The sequence below is a fragment of the Bradyrhizobium sp. KZN70725 genome, from assembly GCF_055264925.1.
The window spans coordinates 40,288-67,245 of record NZ_JBUYWT010000043.1; the positions used below are offsets into that span (position 1 = coordinate 40,288).

Below are 26,958 nucleotides of genomic sequence, written 5' to 3' on the forward strand. Positions count from 1 at the left end.
TTGAATCCGCCGCCATCAATCCGGAAACAAGCCATGCCCAGATCACGCTTGCCTCGTGTTGCTGCTTGGCTCTTGCCATTGGCCTTGGCCGGCTTGTCGGCGGCGATCGCGTCCGACCCTGCACCCCGGCCTTCGAGCCTGACTGGAGCGGCCCCTGCCAGCATTGTATCCGAGCCGACAAAGGCAACTTCGCTTGGATTCGAGTGGGCGAGCGTCTTCGCGCCAGGAAAATCGGCCGCGGCGGGCGACTACACCCGCACGATCAGGCCTTTCCTCGATTGGATCCAGGTTTGCGATGAGGTCCGCAACGCGCGGCGCATCTGTTATCTGGAAACGATCTCGCACGGTGATGCCGCGCGATTGAACTGGCGTATCGCGCTCACCAAGGATGGACGATCGATGGCGCTGATCATGCTGCCACGCGACAGCAGTGTGGAGGTCGGTGTCACGGTCTCCTTTGGCGGCTTCACGCGCGTCGTCAAGCCGCTGATCTGCGACCAGGCGCTATGTGCCGCAACGTTTCCTGCGGACGCCGCTTTGATCTCGTTGCTGGGACGTGAGGACCGCGCCACGATCGTGTTCGAGCGAGTTGGCAAGCCCATCACGATAATGGCGAGCTTGCGGGGCCTTATGTTGGCACTGACGGATCTTTCGCAGTCGGTGGCTCCTGCCACCCCGGCACGCCCTCCAGCAGCGAAGCCCGTTGCGCGCCGGACATCGACCGAAGCCGTTGCTGCCACCCAAGGCGACGGCGGCCCCTGGAAGGGCATCCGATAGCGCTTCGCCTGATAACTCCCACATGGTCAACGTTCGGGCTGGAGCGTTTTCTTTGAGCTCGAAAGCGCCCTATGCCCTCGCCGAAAAGCGGTCGAATGCGGTGAGTGTCTGGATCCGCACCTCAATTTCCCTTTGATAGATCGTGCTCTGCAGATATTCGATCTCGGCTGTCTGATTGGGCTCATCGACGTCAATGTACCAGGACCGCGGCCGGCCATCGGCGCCGTCGCTCCAGCGATAGCCGCGGCGCTTGAGCTCGTCCTTGAGCTCGAACGGCGACTGCTCAGCCCAGATCCGGATCGTCTTACGGCGGGCTCGCTCGAGCAGCACGGAGAGCACGGTGCGATCGAGCTGGGGCAGGGTCATGGCGAGGATTTCGAGCAGCGCCAGGCAATCGTCGACCGCCCGGTGCGCCTCGTGAAACAGCCCGGCTTTCATCAGGAGATAGGACAGGCGCGATCCCTCGAAGCCAAGGCCGCGCCATTCGACCTCGCTCACCGAGCAGGCCCAGGCCTTGTGCGTGAACAGGGGTGCATAGCGCTCCATGAACTTGCGGTCGAAGCCGGCATTATGGGCGATGACCACGACCGCATCGGAGACGAAGGCGCTGATGCGCTCCTTATCGAGGCCGTGGTCCTTGACCATCTCGTCGGTGATACCGGTCAGCGCCGTGATCTCGATGGGAATTGCGATCGACGGCTGATTGAAGCAACTGAAAGTATCGATGACCCGGCCGATCCTTCCGTCGGAAAGATAGGTGAACTTGACCATCCCGAGCTCGATGATCTCGTCTTTGGCCGTATCTAGTCCGGTGGTTTCGACATCGAGCAGGATTGCGATCTTGGTCGATTGCCCGTCGCTTGGAGCAAATTCGGAGCGGGGAACCAGCCGCCGCAGCACCCGGTAATCGGGTGACTGCTCCAGCATGCCGGCGATCTCGGCAAGAGTCGGTTGAACGGTCATATTGGGCCGTCTGAGAAGATTGAGCTTGTTTGGTAGCTCGCAAGTCTATCCGATCGGATTGGGCCCGGCATCGCAGCCCCTGTGGATAGGTCATTGGCGCGCGGAGAGTTCCCGGCGGCAGGGAGGACTTCTCCCGTGGAACCGGATTGACGATCCGGTCGGTCATCGTCCTGTAATTGAAGCTGTACTTGTTTGAACCAAGCGGCGAGAGCGGCGAAGACCAAACAGTTGTTGTCATCCGATGTTGGCCTTCAGGCCGGCAGCTTCGATGCCGGCCACGGCGCAGATCTCGTCGTTGTCCGAGGTGTCGCCGCTGACGCCGACGGCGCCGAGCAGGGAAGAGCCGTCCATGATCAGCACGCCGCCGGGGACCGGGACCATCCGGCCCTGCGCCAACGTGTTCACGGCGTCGACGAAATAGGCCTGCTCCTGGGCGCGCTGAAACAGCGCCCGCGATCCCATCCCGAGCGCCAGCGCGCCATAGGCCTTGCCATGGGCGATCTCGGCTCGCATCAGGCTGGTGCCGTCCTGTGCCGCCGTCACCTTCACCGCGCCGCGCGCGTCGAGGATGGTGACGACCAGCGGCTTGAACTTCTTCTCGACCCCCTTGGCCAGCGCGGCATCCAGAATCTTGCGGGCAGTTTCGAGAGTGAGCTCAGCCATGGGCCTTTTCCTTTGTCGGCAATGATTGATCGGATTGCGATTTCGCACGTTTCAGGCTCATCGCCAATACGCTGGCGACATGCAGCGGCGTGCGCCCGCTGCCGTCCTTGATCTGGTGCCGACATGAGGTGCCGTCGGCCACGATCAGGGTGTCCGGATCGGCGCTGCGAACCGTTGGCAGTAGCGACAGCTCGGCCATCTCGATCGAGGCCTGATAGGTGTCTGCGCCGTAGCCGAACGCGCCGGCCATGCCGCAGCAGCTCGACTCGATGGTCTTGACGTCGAGGCCCGGTACCAGGCGCAGCACCTTCTCCACCGGCTTGAACGCGCCGAAGGATTTTTGGTGGCAATGACCGTGCACCACGGCCTTGCCTGCGACCGCGCCGAGCGGCAAAGCGAGCCGCCCGGCCTCGGCCTCGCGCACCAGAAATTCCTCGAACAGCAGCGCGTGCGCGCTGACGGTCTTGGCGGCCTCATCCGAACGCAGCGACAGCAGCTCGTCGCGCAGGGTCAGCAGGCAGCTTGGCTCGAGACCAATGATCGGCACGCCGCGGGCCGCGAACGGGACATAGGTCGCAACCAGCCGGTCAAGCTCGGCGCGAGCCTGCTCAACCAGTCCGGCCGACAGGAACGTTCGCCCGCAGCACGGCGGCCGCCCGCCGTCCGATGGCCTCGGCAGATGCACGCGATAGCCGCCGGCGACAAGCACTTCGATCGCGGCGTCGAGATTTTCCCGCTCATAGCCGCGGTTGAACGTATCGGCGAACAGCACCACTTCGCGGCCGTCGGCTGGACCCAGCACCTCGGCGTCCGGCCGGAAGGTGTCGCGGCGAAACGCCGGCAGCGCGCGCTTGGCGCTGATCCCGGCGAGCCTCTCGAACAGGCTGCGCAACAGTGGGCTGCGGTTGCGCCAGTTCGCGATCGGCGCAAAGCGCGAGGCGAGATCGACGTAGCGCGGCAGATAGCCGACCAGCCGGTCGCGCAGCGTTAGACCATGGGTCGCCGCGCGCGCCGCCAGCACCTCGATCTTCATCTTGGCCATGTCGACGCCGGTCGGGCATTCATGGCGGCACGCCTTGCAGGAAACGCAGAGTTTTAGCGTCTCCATCATCTCGTCGGAGGCGAGCGCGTCCGCACCCAGCTGGCCTGAGATCGCGAGCCGCAACGTATTGGCGCGGCCGCGGGTGACGTCCTTCTCATTGCGCGTGGCACGATACGACGGGCACATCACGCCGCCTTCGAGCTTCCGGCAGGCGCCGTTGTTGTTGCACATCTCGACGGCACCCTGGAAGCCGCCGCCGGCGCCGGGATAGGCCGACCAGTCCAGCACCGTCTTCAATTCGCCGACGCGATAATCCGGCGAAAAACGAAACAGCGAACGGTCGTCCATGGCAGGCGGATCGACGATCTTGCCCGGGTTGAGCGTGTTGGTCGGATCGAAGCGCTGCTTGACCTCGCGGAAATCGGCCACGATGCGCTGCCCGAACATCGCTTCGTGGAATTCCGAGCGCACCAGGCCGTCGCCGTGCTCGCCGGAATGCGAGCCCTTGTATTCGCGCACCATCGCGAAGGCCTCTTCGGCAATGGCGCGCATGGCCTTGACGTCCTCCTCGAGCTTGAGATTGAGCACCGGGCGCACATGCAGGCAGCCTTCGGAGGCATGCGCATACATCGTGCCGCGGGTGCCGTGCCTGGCGAACACGGCATTGAGCCGCTCGGTGTAATCGGCGAGATGCGGCAGCGGCACCGCGCAGTCCTCGACGAACGAGACCGGCTTGCCCTCCTGCTTCATCGACATCATGACGTTGAGGCCGGCTGCGCGGAAATCGGCGATGCCGGTCTGCAGCGCGGGCTCGACGATCTCGACCACGCCGCCCCATTTGCGCTGCGGCTTGTCCCAGCCGAAGCCGAGGTCGGCCATCAGCTCGCCGAGCTGCCTGAGGCGGGCGAGATTGTCGGCTTGGTCCTCTTCGGCGAACTCGACCACCAGGATGGCGTCCGGATCGCCGCGCACGGCCGCCGAGATGATCGGCTGGAACATCGCGATCTCGCGGCCGAGCGCTATCATGGTGCGGTCGACCAGCTCCACGGCAATGGGCAGCAGCTTGACCAGATGCTGGGCGGCGTCCATCGCCTCGTAGAAGCTGCCGAAATGGCAGACGCCGAGTGCCTTGTTGCGGATCACCGGCCACAGCTTCAGCTCGACCTGCGTGGTGAAGGCGAGGGTGCCTTCCGAGCCAACCAACAGATGCGCCAGATTGTTCGGCGCGTTGCGTGGCACCAGCGCGTCGAGGTTATAGCCACCGACGCGGCGCTGCACCTTGGGGAATTTGTCGGCGATTTCGAGCGCCTCGCGCTCGCCGAGATCGAGCATGTCGCGAAATAGCTTCAATCCGCTGTCGGAGCCGTTGATCCGCGTCAGGTCGCGCGGCACCTCGCCGAAATGCAGCAGCGTGCCGTCGGCGAGCGCGGCATCCATCGACAGCGTGTTGTCGCGCATCGTGCCGTAGCGCAGCGAGCGACCGCCGCAGGAATTGTTGCCGGCCATGCCGCCGATCGTGGCGCGCGACGCGGTCGAGACGTCGACCGGAAACCACAGCCCGTGCTTCCTGAGTTGCCGGTTGAGATCGTCGAGCACGATGCCGGGCTCGACCACGCAGGTCCGATGCTCGACGTCGAGCGAGAGGACCCGGTTCAGGTGCTTGGACAGGTCGACCACGATGCCGTCATTGACGGTCTGGCCGCATTGCGAGGTGCCGCCGCCGCGCGGGGTGACGATCCGCCCGGCGTCGCGGACGATCGCGAGCGTCCGCAGCGCCTCGTCGACGGTTCGCGGCACCACCACGCCGGCCGGCACGATCTGGTAGAACGAGGCGTCGGTCGCGTAGCGGCCGCGGTTGAAGGCGTCGAAAAACACGTCGCCGGTCAGTTCGGACCGCAGGCGCTGTTCGAGCGAGGAGGCGTTCTTCATCCCAGATCCGATGTGATCCATGACGCAACAAAGGGTTTGCTCATGGATTATGCATTCTCTCGACGTGAGAATTACATTATGAATTCATAATGGCAAGGATAGCTACCCTCCAGCCGTCCTTGTGCCGACCCCTTTAGTCGTTCTGGAGTGTCGTCTCCAGGCCGCTGTCCGGCCCCTCCGCGAGGTGATCGATGGCGGCTGCGCGCTTGTTGCGCAGGTGCTGGAACAGGATGTCGCTGAGCTCGCTTGCCGCGCGCCGGCGCAGCGCATCGAGGATCGCCTCGTGTTCGCGCATCGCCTCGGCCCAGCGCTGCCGCTTGCGGGCGAAATTGGCGGAATAGCGCACGCGGCGGATCCGGCCGGCGAAGTTGGCGTAGGTGGCCTTCAGCGTCTCGTTGCGCGCGGCCGCAACGATGCTCTCGTGGATTTGCTGGTTGGTCTGGAAATAGCCGTGCATGTTGCGGTGCAGATAATGGCCGTACATCTCGTAATGCAGGCGCTCGATCGCGGCGATTTCCTCGTCGGTGATGATCTCGCATGCCAGCCGTCCGGCGAGGCTCTCGAGCCCGGCCATGACGTCGAACAGTTCCTCGAGGTCGCGCCGGCTGAGCCGGCGCACCCGCGCGCCGCGGTTGGGCAAGAGCTCGATCAGGCCCTCGGCGGCCAGCACCTTGAGCGCCTCGCGCAGCGGCGTCCTTGAGATCCCCAGCATCTCGCAGAGCTGCCGCTCGGGAACGCGGGCGCCCTCGGGAATGTTGCCCTCCACCACATAGTCGCGGAGCCGCAGCAGGATTTCGCCGTGAAGCGAGGCCTCCTGGCGGTCGCTGCCATTGCCGGCGGCGGGCGGGGTGATTGGAACCCCGGCTTCGGGAATCGCGGATTTCATATTCTGAACAATAATTTGCCGGCGCGGTCGCGTCGATACTCTCGATCGAATACCAAAATTGGATTGAAAAGACAAAAAATGAATGCAAAATAGCTCGCTGAGGAGCCGAAATCCGGCGATTGGGAGGTTCTCATGCATCAAGGGCGTCATTTTCTGCAGATTCCAGGGCCGAGCCCAGTCCCGGATCGCATTCTTCGCGCGATGGATATGCCGGTCATCGACCACCGCAGCGCCGAATTCGCCGCGCTCGGCCGTGCCGTCCTCGAGGGCAGCCAGAAGGTGTTTCAGACCAGGGGTCCGGTGGTGATCTTCCCGTCGTCCGGGACCGGCGCCTGGGAGGCCGCGATCGTCAACACCCTGTCGCCGGGCGACACGGTCCTGATGGTCGAGACCGGCCACTTCGCCACACTGTGGCGGCAGATGGCCGGCCGGTTCGGCATCGAGGTGGATTTCATACCCGGCGACTGGCGCCGCGGCGCGGACCCCGCCCAGATCGAAGCAAGGCTTGCCGCCGACACCGCGCACAGCATCAAGGCGGTGATGGTCGTCCACAACGAGACCTCGACCGGTGCGACCAGCCGGATCGCGGACATCCGTACTGCCATCGACCGCACCGCGCATCCGGCGCTCCTGATGGTCGACACCATTTCCTCACTCGGCTCGGTCGATTACCGGCACGACGAGTGGAAGGTCGACGTCAGCGTCAGCTGCTCGCAGAAGGGCTTCATGCTGCCGCCCGGCCTTGGCTTCAACGCCATCTCGGAGAAGGCGCGCGCCGCGTCGCGCACCAATAAGATGCCGCGCTCTTATTTCGACTGGGAGGAAATGCTGAAGCCGAACGCCAAGGGCTTCTTCCCCTATACGCCGGCGACGAATCTGCTCTACGGGCTGCGCGAGGCGATCGCGATGTTGCTGGAGGAGGGGCTCGACAACGTGTTCGCCCGCCATCTGCGGCTGGCCGCCGCCACGCGCGCCGCCGTCAATCAGTGGGGGCTCGAGGTGCTGTGCCAGGAGCCCTCGGAATTCTCGCCGGTGCTGACCGCGGTGATGATGCCGCCCGGACATGATGCCGATCAGTTCCGCAAGGTCGTGCTCGACAATTTCAACATGTCGCTCGGTGCCGGCCTGTCGAAGGTCGCAGGCAAGGTGTTCCGCATCGGTCATCTCGGCGAGTGCAACGAGCTGACGCTGCTTGGCGCGCTGACCGGAGTCGAGATGGGATTGTCGGTCGCCGGTGTGCCGCACCGCTCGGGCGGCGTCGAGGCGGCGATGAAGCTTCTCGAACAGCGCGACCAGCGCAATACACCGCCGCATCTGAAAGTCGTCGGCACCTAGCAGCCAGCGCCTCAACAAACTCAAAAAAAACGTGGGGGAGGGGATATGAGGCTTCGGTTCAAGGCCACCCATGTCGTGTTGGCCATGCTCTGCGTGATGTATTTCATCACCTATGTGGACCGGGTGAACATCGGCACCGCGGCCGGCGAGATCCAGAAGGAGCTCGGCCTGTCCAACACCGAACTCGGCCTGGTGTTCTCGGCCTTTGCCTATCCATACCTGCTGTTCCAGGTGATCGGCGGCTGGGTCGGCGATCGCTTCGGGCCGCGACAGACCTTGTTCTGGTGCGGCATGATCTGGGCCGCGGCGACCATCATGACCGGCTTTGTCCATGGCCTTGCCGCGCTGTTCGTCGCGCGTTTCGCGCTGGGGTTCGGCGAAGGCGCGACGTTTCCGACCGCGACGCGCGCGATGCAGTACTGGACGCCGGCGAACCGCCGCGGTTTCGCGCAAGGCCTGACGCATTCATTCGCGCGGCTCGGCAATGCCATCACTCCGCCGGTGGTCGCGCTGCTGATCCTCTGGCTGACCTGGCGCGGCGCGTTCGTCGTGCTTGGCTTTGTCAGTCTGATCTGGGGCGTTGCGTGGGTCTGGTACTTTCGCAACGAGCCGCGGGACCATGGCTCGATCACCGCGGCCGAGCTTGCGACCTTGCCGCCGCGGCCGAAAGGCGAGCGGCCGAAGGTGCCGTGGGGACCGCTGCTGCAGCGGATGTGGCCGGTGACGCTGACCTATTTCTGCTACGGCTGGTGCCTGTGGCTCTATCTCAACTGGCTGCCGCTGTTCTTCAAAAACAACTACAGCCTTGATCTGAAGAACTCGGCGCTGTTCGCATCCGGTGTGTTCTTTGCCGGCGTCGTCGGGGACAGCATCGGCGGCGTCATCTCCGATCGCATTCTCGAGGGCACCGGCAATGTACGGCTGGCGCGACTCAGCGTGACGGTCGTGGGCTTCGCCGGCGCGCTGCTGTCGCTGATGCCGATCCTGTTCGTCCACGACATCACGGTGGTGGCGCTCTGCCTGTCGGCCGGCTTCTTCTGCGCCGAACTCGTGATCGGGCCGATGTGGTCGATCCCGATGGACATCGCGGCGAAATATTCCGGCACCGCCGCCGGGATCATGAACACCGGCTCGGCTTTCGCGGCCATCGTCTCGCCGCTGGTCGCCGGCTTCGTCATCGACGCCACTGGAAACTGGTACCTGCCGTTCCTGATGTCGATGGGCCTGCTGCTGGTCGGCGGCTTCTCGGCGTTTCTGATGCATCCCGAGCGGCCGTTCGAGAAGACGAACGAATCGGTGGTGCCGGGCAAGGTGGTGGCCGCCGAATGAGGCGCTGCCGGCCCGGCGGAGCGCCGTCAGATATGCATGACGGACCCCCGCCGGGCCTAGGACAAACCCGGCGAATAGTGATATGCGAGCGGCTCACCACGACCAAGACGAGACCGGGAAAGACGCTCATGACCGTGCATACTGGAAGGCATTTTCTGCAGATTCCGGGACCGACCAACGTGCCGGACCGGGTGCTGCGGGCCATGGATATGCCGACCATGGACCATCGCGGTTCCGAGTTTGCCGAGATCGGTTTCGCCGTGCTTTCTGCGATGCAGCGAGTGTTCCGCACCAAGCAGCCCGTGATCATCTACCCGTCGTCGGGGACCGGCGCCTGGGAGGCTGCGATCGTCAACACGCTGCAGCCCGGCGACAAGGTCCTGATGTGCGAGACCGGCCAGTTCGCGGTGCTGTGGCATGGCATTGCCGACAAGTTCAAGCTCGACGTCGATTTCATCTCGGGCGACTGGCGCCACGGCGCCGACCTCGAGCAGATCGAGGCCAGGCTGTCCGCCGACAAGGCGCACAAGATCAAGGCGGTCTGCGTGGTCCATAACGAGACCTCGACCGCCTGCGTTACCTATCCGCGCGACGTCCGCAAGATCCTCGACACGCTGAAGCATCCGGCACTCTTGATGGTCGACACCATCTCCGGCCTCGGCTCGCTGGAATATGAGCATGATGCCTGGGGCATCGATGTCTCCATCGCCGGCTCCCAGAAGGGCCTGATGCTGCCGCCCGGCCTCGGCTTCAACGCCGTGTCGGAGAAGGCGCTCGCCGTGGCCAAGGCCAATCCGGGCATGCGCTCCTATTGGGATTGGCAGGAAGTCATCAACATCAACAAGGCCGGCACCTGGCCCTATACGCCCGCCACCAACCTCCTGTTCGGCCTGCGCGAGGCCGTGAATATGCTGGAGGAAGAGGGCCTCGAGAACGTCTTCGCCCGCCACAGGCGCCACAGCGAGGCGACGCGCGCGGCGATCAAGGTCTGGGGTCTCGAGACACAGTGCCAGGAGCAGGGCGCACACTCGCCGGCGCTGACCGCGGTGCGGGTGCCTGACGGCCACGACGCCGACCACTTCCGCAAGGTCGTGCTGGAGAATTTTGACATGTCGCTCGGCACCGGCCTCAACAAGGTCAAGGGCAAGGTGTTCCGGATCGGCCATATCGGCCACTTCAACGATTTGATGCTGATGGGCACGCTGTCCGGCGTCGAGATGGGGCTTGATCTGGCCAAGGTGCCGCATCGCGGCGGCGGCGTGCTGGCGGCGATGGAGGTCCTGAAGGGCCACGACGCCGCGCAGTCGAAGGCTGTCGCTTAAAAAGGCTGTCGCCTGAAACCGAATCGCAAACAACAGAAAGAGCGAGACATGAACGCGCCCGTCACTTCGACCGAAGACCTGATCTACTCCGTCGAGGACGGGATCGCGCGCATCACGTTCAACCGGCCGCAGGCGCGCAATGCGCTGACCTTTGCGATGTACGAGCAGATGGCCGCGATCTGTGAGAACATCAATCAGGATCACTCCATCAAGGCGCTGATCATGACCGGCACGGGCGACAAGGCGTTCGCCTCGGGCACCGACATCTCGCAGTTCCGCGCGTTCAAGACGGCGCAGGATGCGCTCGACTATGAGGCGCGGATCGATCGTGTGTTGGGAACGCTCGAGCAGTGCCGTGTGCCTGTGATCGCGGCGATCGCCGGCGCCTGCACCGGCGGTGGCGCCGGCATCGCCGCCTGCTGCGATATCCGGATCGGCACTGAGGCGACGCGGATCGGCTTCCCGATCGCGCGCACGCTCGGCAACTGCCTCTCGATGTCCAACATCTCGCGGCTGGTGTCGCTGATCGGTCCGGCGCGGACCAAGGATCTGATCTTCAAGGCGCGCCTCGTCGAGGCGCCGGAAGCGCTGGCGCTCGGGCTGTTGAATGAAGTCGTCCCCGATGTGGAGACGTTGCAGCGCCGCGCCACCGAGACGGCGAAGCTCGTCGCGGGCCATGCGCCGATCACGCTCGAAGTGACCAAGGAAGCGGTGCGCCGCATCCGCCGCACGCTGTCGCGCGAGGAGGGCGAGGACCTGATCCTGCGCGCCTATATGAGCGAGGATTTCCGCGAGGGCATGGACGCCTTCCTCAACAAGCGCGCGCCCAACTTCAAGGGCAAGTGACAGCGGCTTCAGGTGCCGTCGCTACCACAGTTATCCATTGTTGAGCGATGCTGGAGCGACGGTTCTCGTTCACAACTTCCGCCGCGGAGTATGGGTCCCTGCTTTCGCAGGGACGACAGCGAACAAGCTGTTTGAAAGTTGAATCAAAACTCACCCCGTCATCCTGAGGTGCGAGCGGAGCGAGCCTCGAAGGATGCACGGCCCGGCTGGTGGCCGTCGATCCTTCGAGACGCGCGTTCCGCCCTCTCAGGATGACGGACTGTTGCAAAGCGGTTATGCGAAACGACGCACGCACCTCATTCCAAAGTCATAGGCCATGCGGCAGTTCGCGGCTTGAACTCACCTTCATTCTCGGCACAATGACGCGAGCCCGCCACCTCGCAGGTTTTGCCAAGCCGAACAAATAGATAGGGAAGAAACACGTGGGACAGATTGTAAAAACCACGGCTGCAATCGCGGCCCTCTTGCTGAGCACGCCGGCCTTTGCCGGCTGGGAGCCGAGCAAGCCGGTCGAAATCGTGGTCGCGGCCGGTGCCGGCGGCGCGTCAGACCAGATGGCGCGCATGATGCAGGCGGCGATCCAGAAGAACAATCTGATGAAGCAGCCGATGGTGGTGTCGCTGAAGGGCGGCGCGTCGGGTGCGGAAGCGCTGATGTACATGAAGTCCAGCGAAGGTGATCCCAACAAGGTGCTGATCGCCTATTCGCTGATCTACATGCTGCCGCTGTCGGCCAAGATTCCGTTCAACTGGCGCGACCTCACCCCGGTGTCGGTGATCGCGCTCGACCAGTTCGTGTTGTGGGATAACGCCTCCGGTCCGAAGACCGTGAAGGAGTTCATCGCTGCCGCGAAAGCGGCGAGCGCGCCGTTCAAGATGGGCGGCACGGGCTCCAAGCGCGAAGATCACGTGCTGACCGTCTTCATGGAGCAGAAGACCGGCGCGAAATTCTCGTATCTGCCGTACAAGTCCGGCGGCGAGGCCGCGACCCAGCTGGTCGGCGGCCACACCGAGTCCAACGTCAACAATCCCAGCGAGAACCTCGAAGTCTGGCGCGCCGGACAGGTTCGCGCGCTCTGCGTGTTCGACAAGGAGCGCATCTCCTACAAGACCAAGGTCACCGACACGCAATCCTGGAACGACATCCCGACCTGCAAGGAGGAGGGACTCGACGTGCAGTATCTGATGCTGCGCGCGATGTTCCTGCCGGGCAAGGTCACGCAGGAGCAGCAGGCGTTCTATGTCGACCTGTTTCAGAAGGTGACGCAGACGGCTGAATACAAGGACTACATGGAGAAGCAGGCGCTGAAGCCGATCTTCCTCACCGGCAAGGACATGGTCGAGTTCCTCGAGGATGACGACAAGCAGAATGCCTCGCTGATGAACGCGGCAGGGTTCGTCGCGAAGTAGCGGATCCGCCGTCCTTCCGGGGCGATGCGAAGCAGCGAACCTCAGATGCGCAATTGCGCATCGGGGAATCTCGAGATTCCGGGTTCACCCTTCGGGTGCCCCGGAATGACTGGGCCGGCGGCTTTCCTCTTAACTTGGAATTGCCTTGCAAGCGGCTGCGGGGCAGTGATTACTGCGCCGCAGTATGGCCGAACGTCCGGCGAGCCCGATCGGGCTGGGTCACCCCTCCGGCGCCGTTGCGGGACCGTGAGGAGCGATCATGACCAAAGCCGTGTTGGGGATCATCGGTGGATCCGGCATCTACGATCTGCCGGGCCTGGAAAATGTCCGCGAGGAGGCGATCACAAGCCCCTGGGGCGAACCGTCCGCGCCGCTCCGACGCGGCGAGATGGCGGGACTGCCGATCGTGTTCCTGCCGCGCCACGGCCATGGACACGCGCTGTCGCCGTCCGACATCAACTATCGCGCCAATATCGATGTGCTGAAGCGGGCGGGGGTCACCGACCTCGTCGCGCTGTCCGCATGCGGCTCGTTCAAGGAAGAGCTGCCGCCGGGCACGTTTGTATTGGTCGACCAGTTCGTCGATCGCACCCACAAGCGCGAGAGCTCGTTCTTCGGCAAGGGCTGCGTCGCGCATGTCTCGATGGCGCATCCGGTGTCCCCGTTGTTGGCGAGGCATCTCGCCGCCGCTGCCGAGGCCGAAGACATCGTGTTCGCCCGCGGCGGCACCTACCTCTGCATGGAGGGGCCGCAGTTCTCCTCGCTCGCCGAAAGCCTGACCTACAAGGCGCAGGGCTATTCGGTGATCGGCATGACCAACATGCCGGAAGCCAAGCTCGCCCGCGAGGCCGAGATCTGCTACGCCAGCGTGGCGATGGTCACCGATTTCGATTGCTGGCATCCGGCGCATGATGCCGTGACGGTGCAGGATATCATCCGTGTGCTGAATTCGAACGCCGAGAAGGCAAAGGCGCTGGTCGCGCGGCTGGCGCGGGATTTCCCGCGCGAGCACGAGCCGTGTCCGGTCGGTTCGGATCGGGCGCTTGATACCGCGCTGATCACGGCGCCCGCGGCCCGCGATCCGCAACTGCTGGCCAAGCTCGATGTCGTCGCCGGACGGGTGCTACGGTCGTGAAGAAGTCCTCTAGCGAGCGCGCGACGCGAAGGGCGTAAGACATGAAAGTCGATGGACGACATTTTCGCAGCATCTGGCTCGAGCCCGACGGCTGGTCCGTCGGCGCGATCGATCAGCGCCGGTTGCCGCATGAATTCATCGTCGCCAAACTTACGACTGCCGACGAGGCCGGCGAGGCGATCCGCTCGATGCTGGTCCGCGGCGCGCCGCTGATCGGCGCGACCGCAGCCTATGGCATGGCGCTCGCGATGCGCGCCGATGCCTCCGATGCGGCGCTCGAGCGCGCCGGCAGGATGTTGCTGGCGACCCGGCCGACCGCGATCAATCTGAAATGGGCCGTTGACGAGATGCAGCGCGCGCTGGCGCCGCTTGCGGCTTCGGCCCGCGCCGAGGCGGCCTATGCCCGCGCGCGCGAGATCGCCGATGAGGATGTCGAGATCAACCGCGAGATCGGCCGTCACGGGCTCGGCCTGATCGAGACGATCGCCGCGACCAAGAAGCCGGGCGAGGTGGTGAACGTCCTGACGCATTGCAACGCCGGCTGGCTTGCAACCGTGGATTGGGGAACGGCGACATCGCCGATCTACCAGGCGCACGATCGCGGCATTCCGGTCCATGTCTGGGTCGACGAGACGCGTCCGCGCAATCAGGGCGCTTCGCTCACCGCCTGGGAACTCGGTCACCACGGCGTGCCGCACACCGTGATCCCCGACAACACCGGCGGCCATCTGATGCAGCATCGCATGGTCGATCTCGCGATCGTCGGGACCGATCGCGTCGCCGGCAATGGCGACGTCTGCAACAAGATCGGCACCTATCTGAAAGCGCTCGCGGCCCACGACAACAGCGTGCCGTTCTATGTTGCGCTGCCGTCGCCGACCATCGACTTTGGTATCGATGACGGTGTCAGGCAGATTCCGATCGAGCAGCGCGCTGCCGACGAGGTGACGCACCTCACGGGACGCACGGCGGATGGCCGGATCGAGACCGTGCGCGTGGTTCCGGACGGCTCGTCGGTGGCCAATTTCGGCTTCGACGTCACGCCGGCGCGGCTGGTGACCGGATTGATCACCGAGCGCGGCGTTCTCAAGCCGGAGCGTGCTGCACTTGCGAGCGCCTTTCCCGAACGTTCCACTGTTTAACTGAAGGCTGCATTGACGGTGGTTGCATCAGCGCGCTATCCCAATCGTTGCCCTCGCAACCCAGACCGTCTCATCCATGTCCAATACCGAACTTGAGATCGTCGTCGACGATCCGACCGCACCTGAAGATAACTCGCCGGCGGTCGTCAGCACCGGCGTCATCGACGTCGTTGTGTCGCTGCTTCTGCTTGCGCTCGCCGTGGTGCTCGGCTGGGACAATTGGCGCACCGGTGCGTCGTGGGACTCGACCGGGCCGCAGCCGGGCTATTTTCCGTTCTACCTCTCGGTGATCCTCGGCGGTGCCAGCCTCTATGGCCTGGGTGCCGCCTTTGTCTCGCGCCAGGAGGCTGCCGAGACCTTTGTCAGCCGCGCCCAGCTTCGCCGGGTGATGGCGGTGTTCGTGCCGACATTGCTGTTCTGCTTCGCCACCCAATATCTCGGCCTCTACGTTGCGAGCTTTCTCCTGATCGCAGGCTTCATGCGCCTCGTCGGCAAGATCGCGCTGTGGAAGTCGCTGCTGACCGCCTTCGTCTTCACCGCCGCAATGTTCGTGACCTTCGACATCGCATTCGACGTCATCATGCCGAAGGGGCCGCTCGAAGCGGCTCTCGGCCGCTAGCGAACCGGGTCGAACCATGGAAGCTTTCGGTCTCCTGCTGCACGGCTTTGCCGTCCTTTTGACGTGGAAGACGCTGCTGTTGATGATGGTCGGCCTTGTGCTCGGCATCTTCGTCGGCGTGCTGCCCGGGCTTGGCGGCCCCAACGGCGTCGCGATCCTGCTGCCGCTGACCTTCACGATGGATCCGACGTCCGCCATCGTGATGCTGTCGTGCATCTACTGGGGCGCGCTGTTCGGCGGCGCCATCACCTCGATCCTGTTCAACATCCCGGGCGAAGCCTGGTCGGTCGCGACCACCTTCGACGGCTATCCGATGGCGCAGCAGGGCAGGGCGGCCGAAGCGCTCACCGCGGCGTTCACCTCCTCCTTCGTCGGTTCGCTGGTCGCGGTGCTGCTGATCACCTTCCTGGCGCCGATGATCTCGTCGTTTGCGCTGAGGTTCGGCCCACCGGAATTCTTCGCCGTCTATCTCCTGACCTTCTGTTCCTTCGTCGGCCTCGGCCGCGAGGCCAAGCACAAGACTGTCATCTCGATGTCGCTCGGGCTGCTGCTCGCCGGCGTCGGCATGGATACGGTGTCCGGGCAGCTGCGCATGACGTTCGGCTCCGCCGAGCTCTTGCGCGGCATCAACTTCCTCGTCGCGGTCATCGGCCTGTTCGGCATCAGCGAGATCCTGCTCACGATGGAGGAGCGCCTCGCGCTGCGCGGACACGCCGCCGGCATCAGCCTGCGCGTCGTGCTCTCGGTGTGGAAGGACCTGCCGAAATACTGGGTGACGCTGCTGCGCTCGTCGGTGATCGGCTGCTGGCTCGGCATCACGCCGGGCGGCGCGATCGCGGCCTCCTTCATGGGCTATAACCTCGCCAAGCGCTTCTCCAAGGATCAGGAGAGCTTTGGCAAGGGCCGTATCGAGGGCGTGTTCGCGCCCGAGACCGCCGCTCATGCCTCGGGCACCTCGGCGCTGTTGCCGATGCTGGCGCTCGGCATTCCCGGCTCGGGGACCGCTGCGATCCTGCTCGGCGGCTTGATGGTGTGGGGCCTCAACCCGGGGCCGCTGCTGTTCGTCGAGCACAAGGATTTCGTCTGGGGCCTGATCGCCTCGATGTATCTCGGCAATGTCGTCGGCCTGGTGCTGGTGCTGACCACGGTGCCGATCTTCGCCTCGATCCTGCGCGTGCCGTTCGCGGCCGTAGCCCCGATGATCGTGGTGTCCTGCGCGATCGGCGCCTATGCGATCCAGAACGCGATGTTCGATATCTGGCTGATGCTGGGCTTCGGCGTCGTCGGCTATGTCTTCAAGAAGATCGGGATCCCGCTCGCGCCTTTCACCCTCGCATTGGTGCTCGGCAACCGCGCCGAGGATGCGTTCCGCCTCTCGATGATCGGCTCCGGCGGCGACATGAAGGTGTTCTGGTCGAACGGACTGGTCGGCTCGATCACGACGTTGGCAATCGTGCTGCTTTTTTGGCCCTTGATCGATGGTTTGGTCGGCCGCGTCAGTTGGAGGCAGCGGAGCAAAACGGAGACACCACGAGAACTGAATTAGATCAGTGTCCCAGTTCTCTTATGTCGCGATGGTCTTATCCAGGCGCGTCGTCTTGGTTCCAAATGTTGCCGCTGCGCGATGCCGGCCAGACAAGCTCTGGATGCGTGTAGTCCTTCCTGCTCAGATGGTTGGTGATGACGCAGCCTGGGCCACCACTAAACCGAACCACCTTCTGCCCCATACGAAACATAGTTCATCTCCTGTATGAATTATTGGACAAGCTGGCGTGCGTTACCCCATGTGTGCGGATACGAGAGCGTCGGCGCATCACGAGCCAAACGACGAACTCAATCACGCCGTAAACCGAAACCAGCGCGGCGAACGTCACTGCAAAGCCGGACCGAACGCGATGAAAATCTCGGACAGCTCCGTTTAACGTCAACAGCGCCTGTATTAACCGCAATTTCAAATTCGAAAATGTGTACGCGGAAGGTCCCCCGGGGCTCGGTACGCTTCCACAGAAGTTGCTCGACGTGTCCGACAACGTGACGCTAGGCTCGATCAAATCATTCAATGAAGTCGGAACGCCAGGCGCGTCAGGCTACGCCGCCTATCGGCGCTTACCCAACGGCGGTTTGCATATTTGGGGACTAACCACGGCCACGGGCGCCACCAATACAGCGGTAATCTTTCCGGCCGTCTTCACGGCAGTTACGACTATTACGACTATCGTATGCAGCAGCACCGCTGGCGGGACAACGAGTCCCGTGAACGCAGTTTCCGCTGCCACTTCAGGCTTCTCGATCAATAACCCGGGAACGACGGCCGTCGTTGCCTGGTCCGCAACGGGCTACATTTAGTTACTTGAAGGAGCGGCCGAAGCTTCCGCGCGAGCAGGCTTCTCCATCAGTGCGTTCGTCAGGCCGATGAGGTCTGCAAACTGGTGTCTCGTCTCCATCGATAGGTTTCGGCGAATGTGGCCACCATCGCGGTACAGAAATTCGCCATTCAGATAGCCCTTACAGCCGGCCTTATCGCAAAGCGCGTCGCGCGGTATGACAGCGGCCACGTCAGATCGAGACGCGGCGATCTGCTTGAGCAGCGTGTCCGAAGTCACTGTATAGGTCTTCATTTGCTGGATTTCTTTTGGATCGGGCGTGCACTCGCGGCGCCACAAGCCGTTAAGGTGCGCCATCGCGCACGGGATAGGATCAACTATGTGTTGCGGAACCGTTCCTACCAAGACGAATCGACGGCCGGGTCTCGCCGTCTTCGCCATGAGGTCCTCTATTCCGGCCTCTATCAGGCCAGATCCGCTCAATTCTCCAAGCGTCCCGTCTTGGAGCGCAATCGCTGGATAGTAAGCCCACGCAGAAGCGAGAACTATGAGGTCAATTGAAGGATCGCTGTTGATGAGCTCAATCGCTTTGCGGCGTTGTTCAGCGCACTGCGTCCGGTAGTTCGGAATACCGGTATACGTTCGGTAAATATGCTCGTTGAAGAACGCCGGGCATGTCTCGTAAAGGAGCCACCCCATATCTGGCTGCGCGGCTTCCATGATCGGGGCGAAGTGCCCAGCGTGGCTATCGCCCCACAAGAATGCTTTCGAGCCAGCCTTCTTCCATGACTGGCCGAAGGTGCAGAACGAAGCGCCTAAGGTCTTCTCTGGTTCGTACTTGCATGGCCATTCCCACATCGCATCAAGGCTGCGCATCGAATAGACGGCAGGTGCGATGCGTTCCGGAAGTCCGTCGGCGCTGTTTACATACATCCCGAGGCAAAAGACGGCCATTCCCGTCGCGAGTCCTGTCTGTACTGTCCGCGTCGGCAACCAGCGGCGTTGCCGGAAAGGTTTCTCGACGAAGCGAAACGACACCACTGCTAAGCCGATCGAGACGGCTGCGAGCACGACTGCCTCTAGGCGGCTTGGCTCGGCGTTATTGATGTAATGGCGGAACAGCACCCACACGGGCCAATGCCAGAGATACAGGCTGTAGGAAATCAGCCCGATCGGACGCAACTTGCCGAGCCAATGGCTGAACCTTGGTTCGTCCCGGCGCGGCCAGATTACGAGCGCAGCGCCGACGCATGGGTAGACCGCGGCCGCGCCTGGGAAAGCAGTGGCGCTGACAAAGATGAAGCCGGCGCCAATCAACGCGAGGCCGGTCGCGATTGCCACGGCGCCGAGGCGTTGCGAAAGAGGGGGCAGGAACACGAGCAACGCGCCTAGTGCGAGCTCCCACGCGCGCGGCAGCACCAGATAGAATGCGCCCTTGGGATCCGCGTCGAGCCAGAGCAGGCTCGCGCCGAAACCGATCACAACTGCGGTGCCGATGATGGCGGCGAGGTCGATCCGCTTTCGACCGGTAGCGACGAGGGCCAAGAGCAGCGGCCACGCCAGATAGAATTGCTCCTCGACACCAAGCGACCAAGTCTGAAGGAGTGGCATTAAATCGGAACTTTGGTCGAAATAGCCGGTGTTCGACAGGAAGAAGAAGTTCGAAGCGCCGAATGCCGCGTAGGCGGCGCTGGCGGCCATCGCCTTGTAGTCGCCGGGCAGCAAGAGGAACTTGCCGAGCAATAAGACGGTCAACAAAACTACAGCCAACGCGGGCACAATACGTCGAATGCGACGGTCGTAGAAGTTGAGGATAGAGAAGGTGCCGCTTGCGATCTCGCCAGCGAGTTGCTGCGTTATCAGGAACCCGCTGATTACGAAGAAAACATCGACGCCGGTAAAGCCGCCCGGCAGAGCTGCATTGTAATGGAAGGCCAACACAGACAGTACGGCGATGGCCCGCAAGCCATCGATGTCAGCGCGGTATTTCAAGATTAGTGCCCGCCCGTTCTTAACTGGGTGCGGCAACTTACTCGGCACAACCCGCCCGAGCAAGCGCTGACCGTGACCACTAAGACACACCAAGCCGTCTTTCGGGCGGCTTTTTCTTTGAAAGGTGTATCAATGACCGACCTCGCAGCTTGAAGGTGGCGAATGAGGCTCGCTGGGCCAAAGCCAAGCTGACCCGGAACTTTACCGGGAGCGCGCGAGCGCCTTCCTGAAAGCCGAGATGAAGAAAGCCGACGTGACCTACGCCGATTTGGTCAAGCGGCTGAAGAAGCACGGCCTCAAGGATGAGACCGAAGCCGGGATCACGATGAAGGTGAAACGTGGATCGTTTACGGCGATCTTCTTCCTTGCCTGCGTTGCAGCGCTAGAACTTGAACAGGTGGCGCTGGAAGAAATCTAGGCGCGGTCCTAGAGTTGCGGACATGTACCCGCGCTGGATGGAAATCGCTGGATACGTCTCTTGGATACGTCTCTATCGCCATTGTCGGGGTATTGATCTTTCTCGTCGCGGTTTTGGCCGAGGGATTATATGCCGCCATCGGCGAGATTGTCGGCTTGTTGTTGTTATTTGCCATTGCCCGCCTCAGTGCCTCAGTGGGCGCCCTTGGGAACAAAATGAGCACAGCAATCAAGGGCCGTTTGATCGGCTTAGCCGCGGTTGAGTTTGTAATAGGCGCTATGTGGCTGTTCGGTACTGTCAACCCGGCGGTTTTCGCCGTGCTGACGATTGGTCTGCCGGTACTGGCTCTGATGGTTGCTCTGCCAATAGTGTTGTTGATCCGGTCAAATCGCTCTTCTCAAAACAAGCCGACTTCAAATTTGAACTAGGCCAAGTGCTCCCGCCGGGGTGACACGCTTCTTTTGGCTTGTGGCGTTTGCGCCATAATACCGCGCTTCTAGCGGTGCCGTTAGTGCTTCGGTTCGATATTGATCTTCAAGAATGAAAATGGATCTTTTCTAGCAGCCAGAAGATCCAGGGCTTACGCGGAGGTATTCTAATCGACTGGAACGGGTCAACAGCTGCCGGTTCTACGGCGCGATATATGCGGCCGTTTGTGTTTGGATTACTGTTGTCGCTTGTCGAGAAATAGAGAAAAACCCAATCATCCTTCCGATAGGAAAACCGACCGTGCCCTATGTCTCCAATTTCGATGTCCGCGCAGTGGGCCGGCCCGAGGGGACGGCCATCCTCGGTCAGTTCAAGTCGCGATTGATGGGGTGCTTCAGCGGTATCGGCTATTGCTCGCGAAACGGATGGCTGGTAGCGCCAAGCGTAGCCGCCATAGTACTCGAACGGCCCGTACATGATTGTTGGATCGGTGGGCGGTAGAGTGTCCAGATAGAGCCCGATCGGGATGTATATGACCAGCACCGCGGCGAGCGCGTGCCATTTGTTGATTTTCAGTATCCGCGTCGTCACGTCCTGAAGAGGAGGGTCCACAGGATTTCCAGAGTGGTCCGTAGACGAAAGGCTTTGAATCGTCGGATCAAGTGCCCAAAATGGTCTGCCCCGAAGTTCTTCAGGCGTGTTCATGATCCGTGTCGTCATCTGAATGCTATGCAAGCTGCGCGATAAGCCAAGTCAGGTACGTTGCGCCGACCGGCGGGAAGAGCATGGCAGAGCTTTTCAATACAACGCCGGCGCATGTGACCCCACTGCACATTTCCCAGTTAGAAAATAAAAATTGTCCTGCCGCAAATAATCCAACTCCGAAGGAAAGTGTCGCTCGCTCGTCCGTTCCTATGGTCGCGTCTGAAATGACGTCAATAGTCTCTCGGACACTATGCTCCAGGAACCACCAAGCCGGCCAAAAGAGTACGCACAAGGTCTGGCGTGCACCTAAGCGTCCTTCGTGCTTGCGGTAGAAGTGCCCCGCCGTGGCCAGTATGCCCAGCGCGTAGATAAGGGAAAATGGCGCGAGCAGCTTGAATGAAGGCATTGTTTTCCACCCCTTGAACAACAATAACTTTGGTCTATCAACACCTGCGCCGGTGGTCCCGTATCCGGCCCGGATTGCTCGTAGCACGATGCAACTTAGAGAAGCATCTCGTGACGAGAACGGAAAAAATGGCAATTTACTCGCCCCGGTCCCGTTGAGTGGATAGCAGGCGCGGCAGTGGCGCCATCCGGGGGCGCGGCGCTGCAGCTTCCCCGTCTTCCCAAGTCTTCTCCGATCGCTTGTGCTGGGCCGCGGCAATAGACCCTATCAGCACCAGCGCGAGGCCCGCGGCGATCATGAGAGCCGGAACCATCTTCTCCCAATCAAAAAGAAGGGCACTCACTTGATAGCTATTTGGCATCATTTACGGCTTGCGCCCTCGCTTGAAGGCCGAGCAATTGAGCTTGGATCATGCTAATGCGATTGTTGACCTCTGCAATCAATTTGTAGGTTCGGTCCAACTCAATGCTCTGCTGGGCTAGCCGCTGTTGCTCAATTCGACGCAGCTCGAGTGTGGCATCTATCGCTGTCGAGCCCAATTGCCTTCTCTGCACCTCAGACAAGCCAATCGAGATGATATTAATAACGACGGCAGCAGTAACGATAGCTCGCGTAGAAATTGTCATGAACAGTTTCCTTGCCCGAGGCAGAAGATGCGCAATGACGGCAATCGAAGGCAGCAAGCCGATCAGATAGACCACAGCGAACGGTGTGAGCCGGTCGACACCAGCGCTGTATGACATACCGTGTAATTTTAGAGAACGACACCTCAATCAGGATCTCGCCGTGGGGGAGCCTTATCGAGTGACCGCCGGGTACCTCCGTAGAGTTGAAACGACTCCGACAAACCCTGCTCGCGGCCCTCGCGAAAGGCAAATCGATATGTCGCCCGGACGCACAGTGCGAGGATCAAAATCGAAATTGCCGCGAGAATGAGCCAAGTTATCATGCAGGCCAGCCAATGGTAAGGCGTCGACCAACGTCGACGGCAGCTCGAACATAATAGCGGTGAAAGAGTTTTTTGAATATAAGGACTCCTATCCCTTGGCGGAGGCGGTCACTACCGTATTTTTACGGTGAATCGGTGAGCGGGAGTAAGAGTATGAGTGGGCGTGCGACTACTCGAAAAGAGTTTTATTATTGGGCATCGTTGTTGTTCAGTTTCTCTCCCCTCTGGATTCTTGTGGGACTTCTTATCTTTTTCAAATGGTGATTTCTATCGTCCGCAGACTCTCTGGTATGCGACCGGTGGTCTCGCTGTTGGGGAGCTCAAGTATTCGTCCGCGGTCAACCTTGGGATCCAAGTCTTCGGGGCGGATCTCGGCGGCACGACTCCGTTCGGCGCGTTCAGCTTTTCAATCGGTGCGGCGGTGAGTAGCACCGATACCCGAGTCGGTTCGATCGGGCGTCGAGCGCAAGTTCACCCGGAATTGGTCGGCGAAGCTCGAATACGCATTTCGGAAGTAAGACTTACTTCGTCGGAGCCGCTAACCAGGCGGACGTCAGCTTTCCACAATCATATTCTGCGTGTCGGCTTCAACTATGCGTTCACTCCAACACCGGTCGTTGCAAAATACTGAGCTGCGCAGCGCGAACTCCCTTCGATGCCCGACAATCTTGCCGGGCATTGTTGTTTCTGACCTGGCTCACACCACCTTGGCGTCCCTGAGCTTGGCAATCTCGTCGGAGCCGAAGCCGAACTCTTTCAGCACCTCGTCGGTCTGTTCGCCGAATTCCGGCGGCCGCACCACCATCTTGCTCGGCGTGCGCGACAGCGTCACGGGCTGGCCGACCAGGCGGATGTGGCGGTCTTCATCGTTCGGCACGTCTTGCGCGATGCCGAGATGCTTAACCTGCGCGTCCTCGAACATCTGGTCGATGGCATAGATCGGCCCGCAGGGCACGCCGGCCTCGTTGAGCTCGCGGACCCAGGTCTCGGTCGACTTCGTCACGGTGCACCTCTCGATCTCGGCGTTGAGCGCGTCGCGGTTTTTTGAGCGGGCAGAGGCCGTCGCGTAGTCGGGATGGCCAAAGAGCTCCGGCGCACCGATCGCCTGCGCGCAACGCTCCCAGATCCGCCCACCCGTGGTGGCGATGTTGATGTAGCCGTCCGAGGTCTTGAACACGCCGGTCGGGATGCTGGTCGGGTGGTTGTTGCCGGCCTGCTTGGCCACCTCTCTCTCCATCAGCCAGCGCGCGGCCTGGAAGTCGAGCATGAAGATCTGTGCCTGGAGCAGCGAGGTCTGCACCCACTGGCCCTTGCCGGAGACCTCGCGCTCGAGGAGCGCGGTGAGAATGCCCATGGCGCAGAACAGGCCCGCCGTGAGGTCGGCGACGGGAATGCCGACCCGCATCGGCCCTCCGCCCGGCGCGCCGGTGATCGACATCAGCCCGCCCATGCCCTGCGCGATCTGATCGAAGCCCGGCCGCTTGTGATAGGGGCCGTCCTGGCCGAAGCCGGAGATGCTGCCATAGACGATGCGCGGGTTGATCGCGGCGAGGCTCTCATAGTCGATGCCGAGCTTCCTCTTCACGTCGGGGCGGAAATTCTCGACCACGACGTCGGCCTTGGCGGCGAGGCGCTTGAAAACGGCGAGCCCGCGACCGTCTTTCAGGTTCAGCGTCATGGCCCGCTTGTTGCGGTGCAGATTCTGAAAGTCGGAACCCCGCCGGGGGCCGCCCGGCTGCTCGCCACCGGCATCCTCGGTCAGCGCGTCGATCTTGATGACATTGGCGCCCCAATCCGCGAGCTGCCGCACGCAGGTCGGCCCGGAGCGGACCCGGGTCAGATCGAGCACGGTTAAACGCGACAGGGCTTCCGAGGCATGCGGAAAGGGCATTGTGAAAGGGCTCCGGGACAGATTGCGGGCCTACCATAGCGCCGAAAGACCCTGCGGCAAGCCTGGGCCAGCGCGGATGCCGCCTGTCGAAATGCAATGGCTGGCGCGGTTTGCTGCGCTGCGTGAAGGGATCAGCGCGACAGGCGCTTCAGTTCCGAGCGCGCCTTCTCGGCCAGCGGGTCATCGCCGTAGCGCGCAATGAAAAGCTCAAAGGCCTCCCGCGTTCCTTTCCGGCGGGCGGCTTCGTATTCCTCGGCCACCGCGGCAGCAGGATCGCGGGCCATTGGCATGGTGGGCAAGCGTCCCGCCTTGCCGCTGTCATCCGCATTGGCCTTCTCCACCATGACGGGCAGTCCTCCGAAGGGCGTGTGATTGTATCCGGCGAGCGCCGCAAGGGCGCCAAACAGGCCGGCCGCGAGTGAAGATCGTTTCATGAAACCCTGCAAATTACCGGCGCCGCGGGAACCGAGGTTCTTGCTTGCGCCTCGTATGAGTACGGGGTTTGATAGCTAACCGCGCATTATGGCAGAGGTCCGGGCGCTCTCGCCGCATTTAAACCAAACGTTCAACTCTCTAGCTAGAATCATCTGTTAACGCCTCGCATCGGATGGGCTTGCTGCTTCGGAGTTTCCCTTTGGCTACCGCTGTCACGGTCACCAAGACCAACGACGCCGACATAGACGGCCTGCTGTCGGGCTACAAATGGTCGGGCCCGATAACCTATAGTTTCCCGGATTCGCCCAGCGACTACGCCAATCCGTACGCTGGCGGCAGCAGCGAGCCGACCACGTCGGGCTTTGCCTCGGCGCCGACCCAAATGCAGGCTGCGATCAACTACGCCATTGGATTGATCAACGGCTACGCCAACGCCAACATCCAATACGCGGGCACGAACGGCGCCGACATCATGATCGCGCAATCGCCGTCGGCTAACCCGACTTCCTACGCCTACTACCCCGGCAATTATGCGTCCGGCGGCGACATCTGGTTCGGGACCCAATACAATTACTCGCTCGCCAAGCTTGGCAACTACTATTTCACGACCGCGCTCCACGAACTCGGCCATGCCGTTGGTCTCAAGCACAGCCAGGAGACCGGCGGAGTTGCCAACGTGGCCGTGCCGAGCGCACATGACGACAGCGAATACACCGTCATGAGCTATCGCAGCTATGTCGGGGCGTCCGCGACGAGCGGCTACACCAATGAGGCCTATGGATATCTGCAGACCTTTATGGCCAACGATATCCTCGCGCTCCAGACGATGTACGGCGCGAACTTCACGACCCAGAGCAGCAACACTGTCTACACCTGGAATCCGACCACGGGGCAGGAGTTCATCAACGGTGTCGGGCAGCTCGCGCCCGGCGGGGGCGTCGGCGGCTCGGCCAACCGGATCTACGAGACTGTGTGGGACGGCGGCGGCGTCGACACCTACGATCTGTCGAACTACACGACGAACCTGAGCATCAACCTCAACCCCGGTGCGTCGTCGGTATTCTCCTCCGTTCAACTGGCCTATCTCGGCGATGGCCATTACGCATCGGGCAACGTCTACAACGCCTATCTCTATAACGGCGACGCGCGTTCCTACATCGACAATGCCAACGGCGGGTCCGGCAACGACACGATCTTGGGCAACGCAATTGGCAACGTCCTGAACGGCGGCTCAGGCAACGATACGATCACCGGCGGCGGCGGCAACGACACCATCTTCGGCGGCTCCGGCACCGACACCGCTGTGTATTTGGGCAACAGGGCGAACTACACAGTTAGCTACAACTCAAGTTCGCAGACCTTCACGATAAGCGACCAGCGCGCCGGTTCACCGGAGGGCATTGATAACGTCACTGGCGTTGAGTATTTCCAGTTTGCCGATCGCACGATCGCGGGCTCCTCGGTGATCCCGCCGATCGTCATCGAAGCCGCCGGCTCGACCAAACTGGACCAGATCGGCAGCAACTATTTTCTTGATCCGGTCAGCGGCGGTACGGGCCCATCAGTCAAATATGCCGGGACGCCTTTTGATGCATCCACTCAGGTCGGAGCCTGGACGCCGATCGGGGCGGAGCAGACGGCAAACGGATATCAGATTGCGTGGAAGGTGATCGGTTCGGATCAGTACTTGGTCTGGAACGCCGACAGCAACGGCAACTATGTCTCCTCTGCGACCGCGGTTGTCTCAGGAAGCAGTACAATCCTTGAAGCATTTGAGAGCAGCTTCCATCAGGACCTCAACGCCGACGGCGTGAGCGGCATACCTGCGGCGAGCGTAACCGTGGTCGAAGCCGCCGGCTCGACCAAACTGGACCAGATCGGCAGCTACTATTTTCTCGATGCGGTCAGCGGCGGTACGGGCCCATCAGTCAAATATGCCGGGACGCCTTTTGATGCATCCACTCAGGTCGGAGCCTGGACGCCGATCGGGGCGGAGCAGACGGCAAACGGAT

24 protein-coding genes are annotated in these 26,958 nt (G+C 62.2%); 14 read left to right on the forward strand and 10 right to left on the reverse strand.

The features are described 5' to 3' along the window. Window positions 1-33 precede the first annotated feature (33 nt). A complete protein-coding gene (locus ACZBJS_RS30820; protein WP_456849113.1) occupies window positions 34-777 on the forward strand; it encodes an invasion associated locus B family protein in 744 nt (247 codons plus the stop codon). Window positions 778-846: 69 nt separating this feature from the next. Here ACZBJS_RS30820 and ACZBJS_RS30825 read toward each other — a convergent pair whose 3' ends face one another. The 4 genes from ACZBJS_RS30825 to ACZBJS_RS30840 all read right to left on the reverse strand — a co-directional run bounded on the left by ACZBJS_RS30825 (window position 847) and on the right by ACZBJS_RS30840 (window position 6,260). After that, a complete protein-coding gene (locus tag ACZBJS_RS30825) occupies window positions 847-1,740 on the reverse strand; it encodes a 3'-5' exonuclease (RefSeq protein WP_456855676.1) in 894 nt (297 codons plus the stop codon). 234 nt (window positions 1,741-1,974) lie between these two features. Continuing rightward, on the reverse strand, window positions 1,975-2,403 hold the full coding sequence (locus tag ACZBJS_RS30830; protein ID WP_253589773.1) for a GlcG/HbpS family heme-binding protein: 429 nt from the start codon (window positions 2,401-2,403) through the stop codon (window positions 1,975-1,977). Beyond that, window positions 2,396-5,374: an FAD-binding and (Fe-S)-binding domain-containing protein gene (locus ACZBJS_RS30835; RefSeq protein ID WP_463439674.1), complete on the reverse strand. Its 2,979-nt coding sequence runs from the start codon at window positions 5,372-5,374 to the stop codon at window positions 2,396-2,398. The genes ACZBJS_RS30830 and ACZBJS_RS30835 overlap by 8 nt, the downstream gene beginning before the upstream one ends. A 133-nt stretch (window positions 5,375-5,507) precedes the next feature. Continuing rightward, window positions 5,508-6,260: a GntR family transcriptional regulator gene (locus tag ACZBJS_RS30840; protein WP_456834882.1), complete on the reverse strand. Its 753-nt coding sequence runs from the start codon at window positions 6,258-6,260 to the stop codon at window positions 5,508-5,510. Between the two features lie 132 nt (window positions 6,261-6,392). Here ACZBJS_RS30840 and ACZBJS_RS30845 point away from each other — a divergent pair, with 132 nt between their 5' ends. The 9 genes from ACZBJS_RS30845 (at window position 6,393) to ACZBJS_RS30885 (ending at window position 16,943) form a co-directional block, all read left to right on the forward strand. After that, entirely contained in the window at window positions 6,393-7,595 is a 1,203-nt protein-coding gene (locus tag ACZBJS_RS30845; protein ID WP_456849109.1) for a pyridoxal-phosphate-dependent aminotransferase family protein, read from the forward strand. 45 nt (window positions 7,596-7,640) lie between these two features. Next, the gene (locus ACZBJS_RS30850) at window positions 7,641-8,924 is read left to right on the forward strand and encodes an MFS transporter (RefSeq protein WP_463439675.1); all 1,284 of its coding nucleotides are present in this window, start codon (window positions 7,641-7,643) and stop codon (window positions 8,922-8,924) included. 128 nt (window positions 8,925-9,052) lie between these two features. After that, complete coding sequence (locus ACZBJS_RS30855) at window positions 9,053-10,246, forward strand: pyridoxal-phosphate-dependent aminotransferase family protein (protein ID WP_463439676.1); 1,194 nt, start codon at window positions 9,053-9,055, stop codon at window positions 10,244-10,246. A gap of 48 nt (window positions 10,247-10,294) precedes the next feature. Next, window positions 10,295-11,092: an enoyl-CoA hydratase/isomerase family protein gene (locus ACZBJS_RS30860; protein WP_168858734.1), complete on the forward strand. Its 798-nt coding sequence runs from the start codon at window positions 10,295-10,297 to the stop codon at window positions 11,090-11,092. A 431-nt stretch (window positions 11,093-11,523) separates the two neighbouring features. Beyond that, a complete protein-coding gene (locus ACZBJS_RS30865; RefSeq protein ID WP_370144256.1) occupies window positions 11,524-12,501 on the forward strand; it encodes a Bug family tripartite tricarboxylate transporter substrate binding protein in 978 nt (325 codons plus the stop codon). A gap of 259 nt (window positions 12,502-12,760) precedes the next feature. Continuing rightward, a complete protein-coding gene (locus ACZBJS_RS30870) occupies window positions 12,761-13,636 on the forward strand; it encodes an S-methyl-5'-thioadenosine phosphorylase (protein ID WP_456849102.1) in 876 nt (291 codons plus the stop codon). A gap of 41 nt (window positions 13,637-13,677) precedes the next feature. Then, on the forward strand, window positions 13,678-14,778 hold the full coding sequence (gene mtnA, locus ACZBJS_RS30875) for an S-methyl-5-thioribose-1-phosphate isomerase (protein ID WP_463439677.1): 1,101 nt from the start codon (window positions 13,678-13,680) through the stop codon (window positions 14,776-14,778). Window positions 14,779-14,854: 76 nt separating this feature from the next. Further along, window positions 14,855-15,397 carry a tripartite tricarboxylate transporter TctB family protein gene (locus ACZBJS_RS30880; RefSeq protein WP_463439678.1) on the forward strand — a complete coding sequence of 181 codons (543 nt, stop codon included), beginning with the start codon at window positions 14,855-14,857 and terminating at the stop codon, window positions 15,395-15,397. A 16-nt stretch (window positions 15,398-15,413) separates the two neighbouring features. Continuing rightward, window positions 15,414-16,943 carry a tripartite tricarboxylate transporter permease gene (locus ACZBJS_RS30885; RefSeq protein ID WP_463439679.1) on the forward strand — a complete coding sequence of 510 codons (1,530 nt, stop codon included), beginning with the start codon at window positions 15,414-15,416 and terminating at the stop codon, window positions 16,941-16,943. Between the two features lie 796 nt (window positions 16,944-17,739). On the opposite strand, the gene ACZBJS_RS30890 is transcribed toward ACZBJS_RS30885, so the two are convergent. Beyond that, window positions 17,740-19,713 (reverse strand): acyltransferase family protein, encoded by a 1,974-nt coding sequence (locus tag ACZBJS_RS30890; RefSeq protein WP_463439680.1) that lies wholly within the window; start codon window positions 19,711-19,713, stop codon window positions 17,740-17,742. 172 nt (window positions 19,714-19,885) lie between these two features. Between ACZBJS_RS30890 and ACZBJS_RS30895 the strand changes: the two genes are divergently transcribed. Then, window positions 19,886-20,131: a DUF6471 domain-containing protein gene (locus ACZBJS_RS30895; protein ID WP_225647050.1), complete on the forward strand. Its 246-nt coding sequence runs from the start codon at window positions 19,886-19,888 to the stop codon at window positions 20,129-20,131. 92 nt (window positions 20,132-20,223) lie between these two features. Then, window positions 20,224-20,559, forward strand: coding sequence for a hypothetical protein (locus ACZBJS_RS30900; RefSeq protein WP_253589782.1), 336 nt, complete (start codon window positions 20,224-20,226; stop codon window positions 20,557-20,559). Window positions 20,560-20,665: 106 nt separating this feature from the next. Here ACZBJS_RS30900 and ACZBJS_RS30905 read toward each other — a convergent pair whose 3' ends face one another. The 3 genes from ACZBJS_RS30905 to ACZBJS_RS30915 form a co-directional block, all read right to left on the reverse strand. Further along, window positions 20,666-21,265, reverse strand: a complete 600-nt coding sequence (locus tag ACZBJS_RS30905) for a hypothetical protein (protein WP_225647030.1) — start codon at window positions 21,263-21,265, stop codon at window positions 20,666-20,668. 22 nt (window positions 21,266-21,287) lie between these two features. Further along, the gene (locus ACZBJS_RS30910) at window positions 21,288-21,671 is read right to left on the reverse strand and encodes a hypothetical protein (RefSeq protein WP_225647031.1); all 384 of its coding nucleotides are present in this window, start codon (window positions 21,669-21,671) and stop codon (window positions 21,288-21,290) included. A gap of 350 nt (window positions 21,672-22,021) precedes the next feature. Then, the gene (locus ACZBJS_RS30915) at window positions 22,022-22,297 is read right to left on the reverse strand and encodes a hypothetical protein (protein WP_225647032.1); all 276 of its coding nucleotides are present in this window, start codon (window positions 22,295-22,297) and stop codon (window positions 22,022-22,024) included. 486 nt (window positions 22,298-22,783) lie between these two features. Between ACZBJS_RS30915 and ACZBJS_RS30920 the strand changes: the two genes are divergently transcribed. Further along, window positions 22,784-23,251: a hypothetical protein gene (locus ACZBJS_RS30920; protein ID WP_463439681.1), complete on the forward strand. Its 468-nt coding sequence runs from the start codon at window positions 22,784-22,786 to the stop codon at window positions 23,249-23,251. A 66-nt stretch (window positions 23,252-23,317) separates the two neighbouring features. Here ACZBJS_RS30920 and ACZBJS_RS30925 read toward each other — a convergent pair whose 3' ends face one another. Together ACZBJS_RS30925 and ACZBJS_RS30930 are read right to left on the reverse strand one after the other, a co-directional pair. Continuing rightward, window positions 23,318-24,511: a CaiB/BaiF CoA transferase family protein gene (locus tag ACZBJS_RS30925; protein WP_225647033.1), complete on the reverse strand. Its 1,194-nt coding sequence runs from the start codon at window positions 24,509-24,511 to the stop codon at window positions 23,318-23,320. A gap of 131 nt (window positions 24,512-24,642) precedes the next feature. After that, window positions 24,643-24,945 (reverse strand): hypothetical protein, encoded by a 303-nt coding sequence (locus ACZBJS_RS30930; RefSeq protein ID WP_253589785.1) that lies wholly within the window; start codon window positions 24,943-24,945, stop codon window positions 24,643-24,645. A 200-nt stretch (window positions 24,946-25,145) separates the two neighbouring features. On the opposite strand from ACZBJS_RS30930, the gene ACZBJS_RS30935 reads away from it, so the two are divergent. Next, window positions 25,146-26,958: M10 family metallopeptidase C-terminal domain-containing protein (locus ACZBJS_RS30935; RefSeq protein WP_463439682.1), on the forward strand; the 1,813-nt coding region annotated here is incomplete at its 3' end.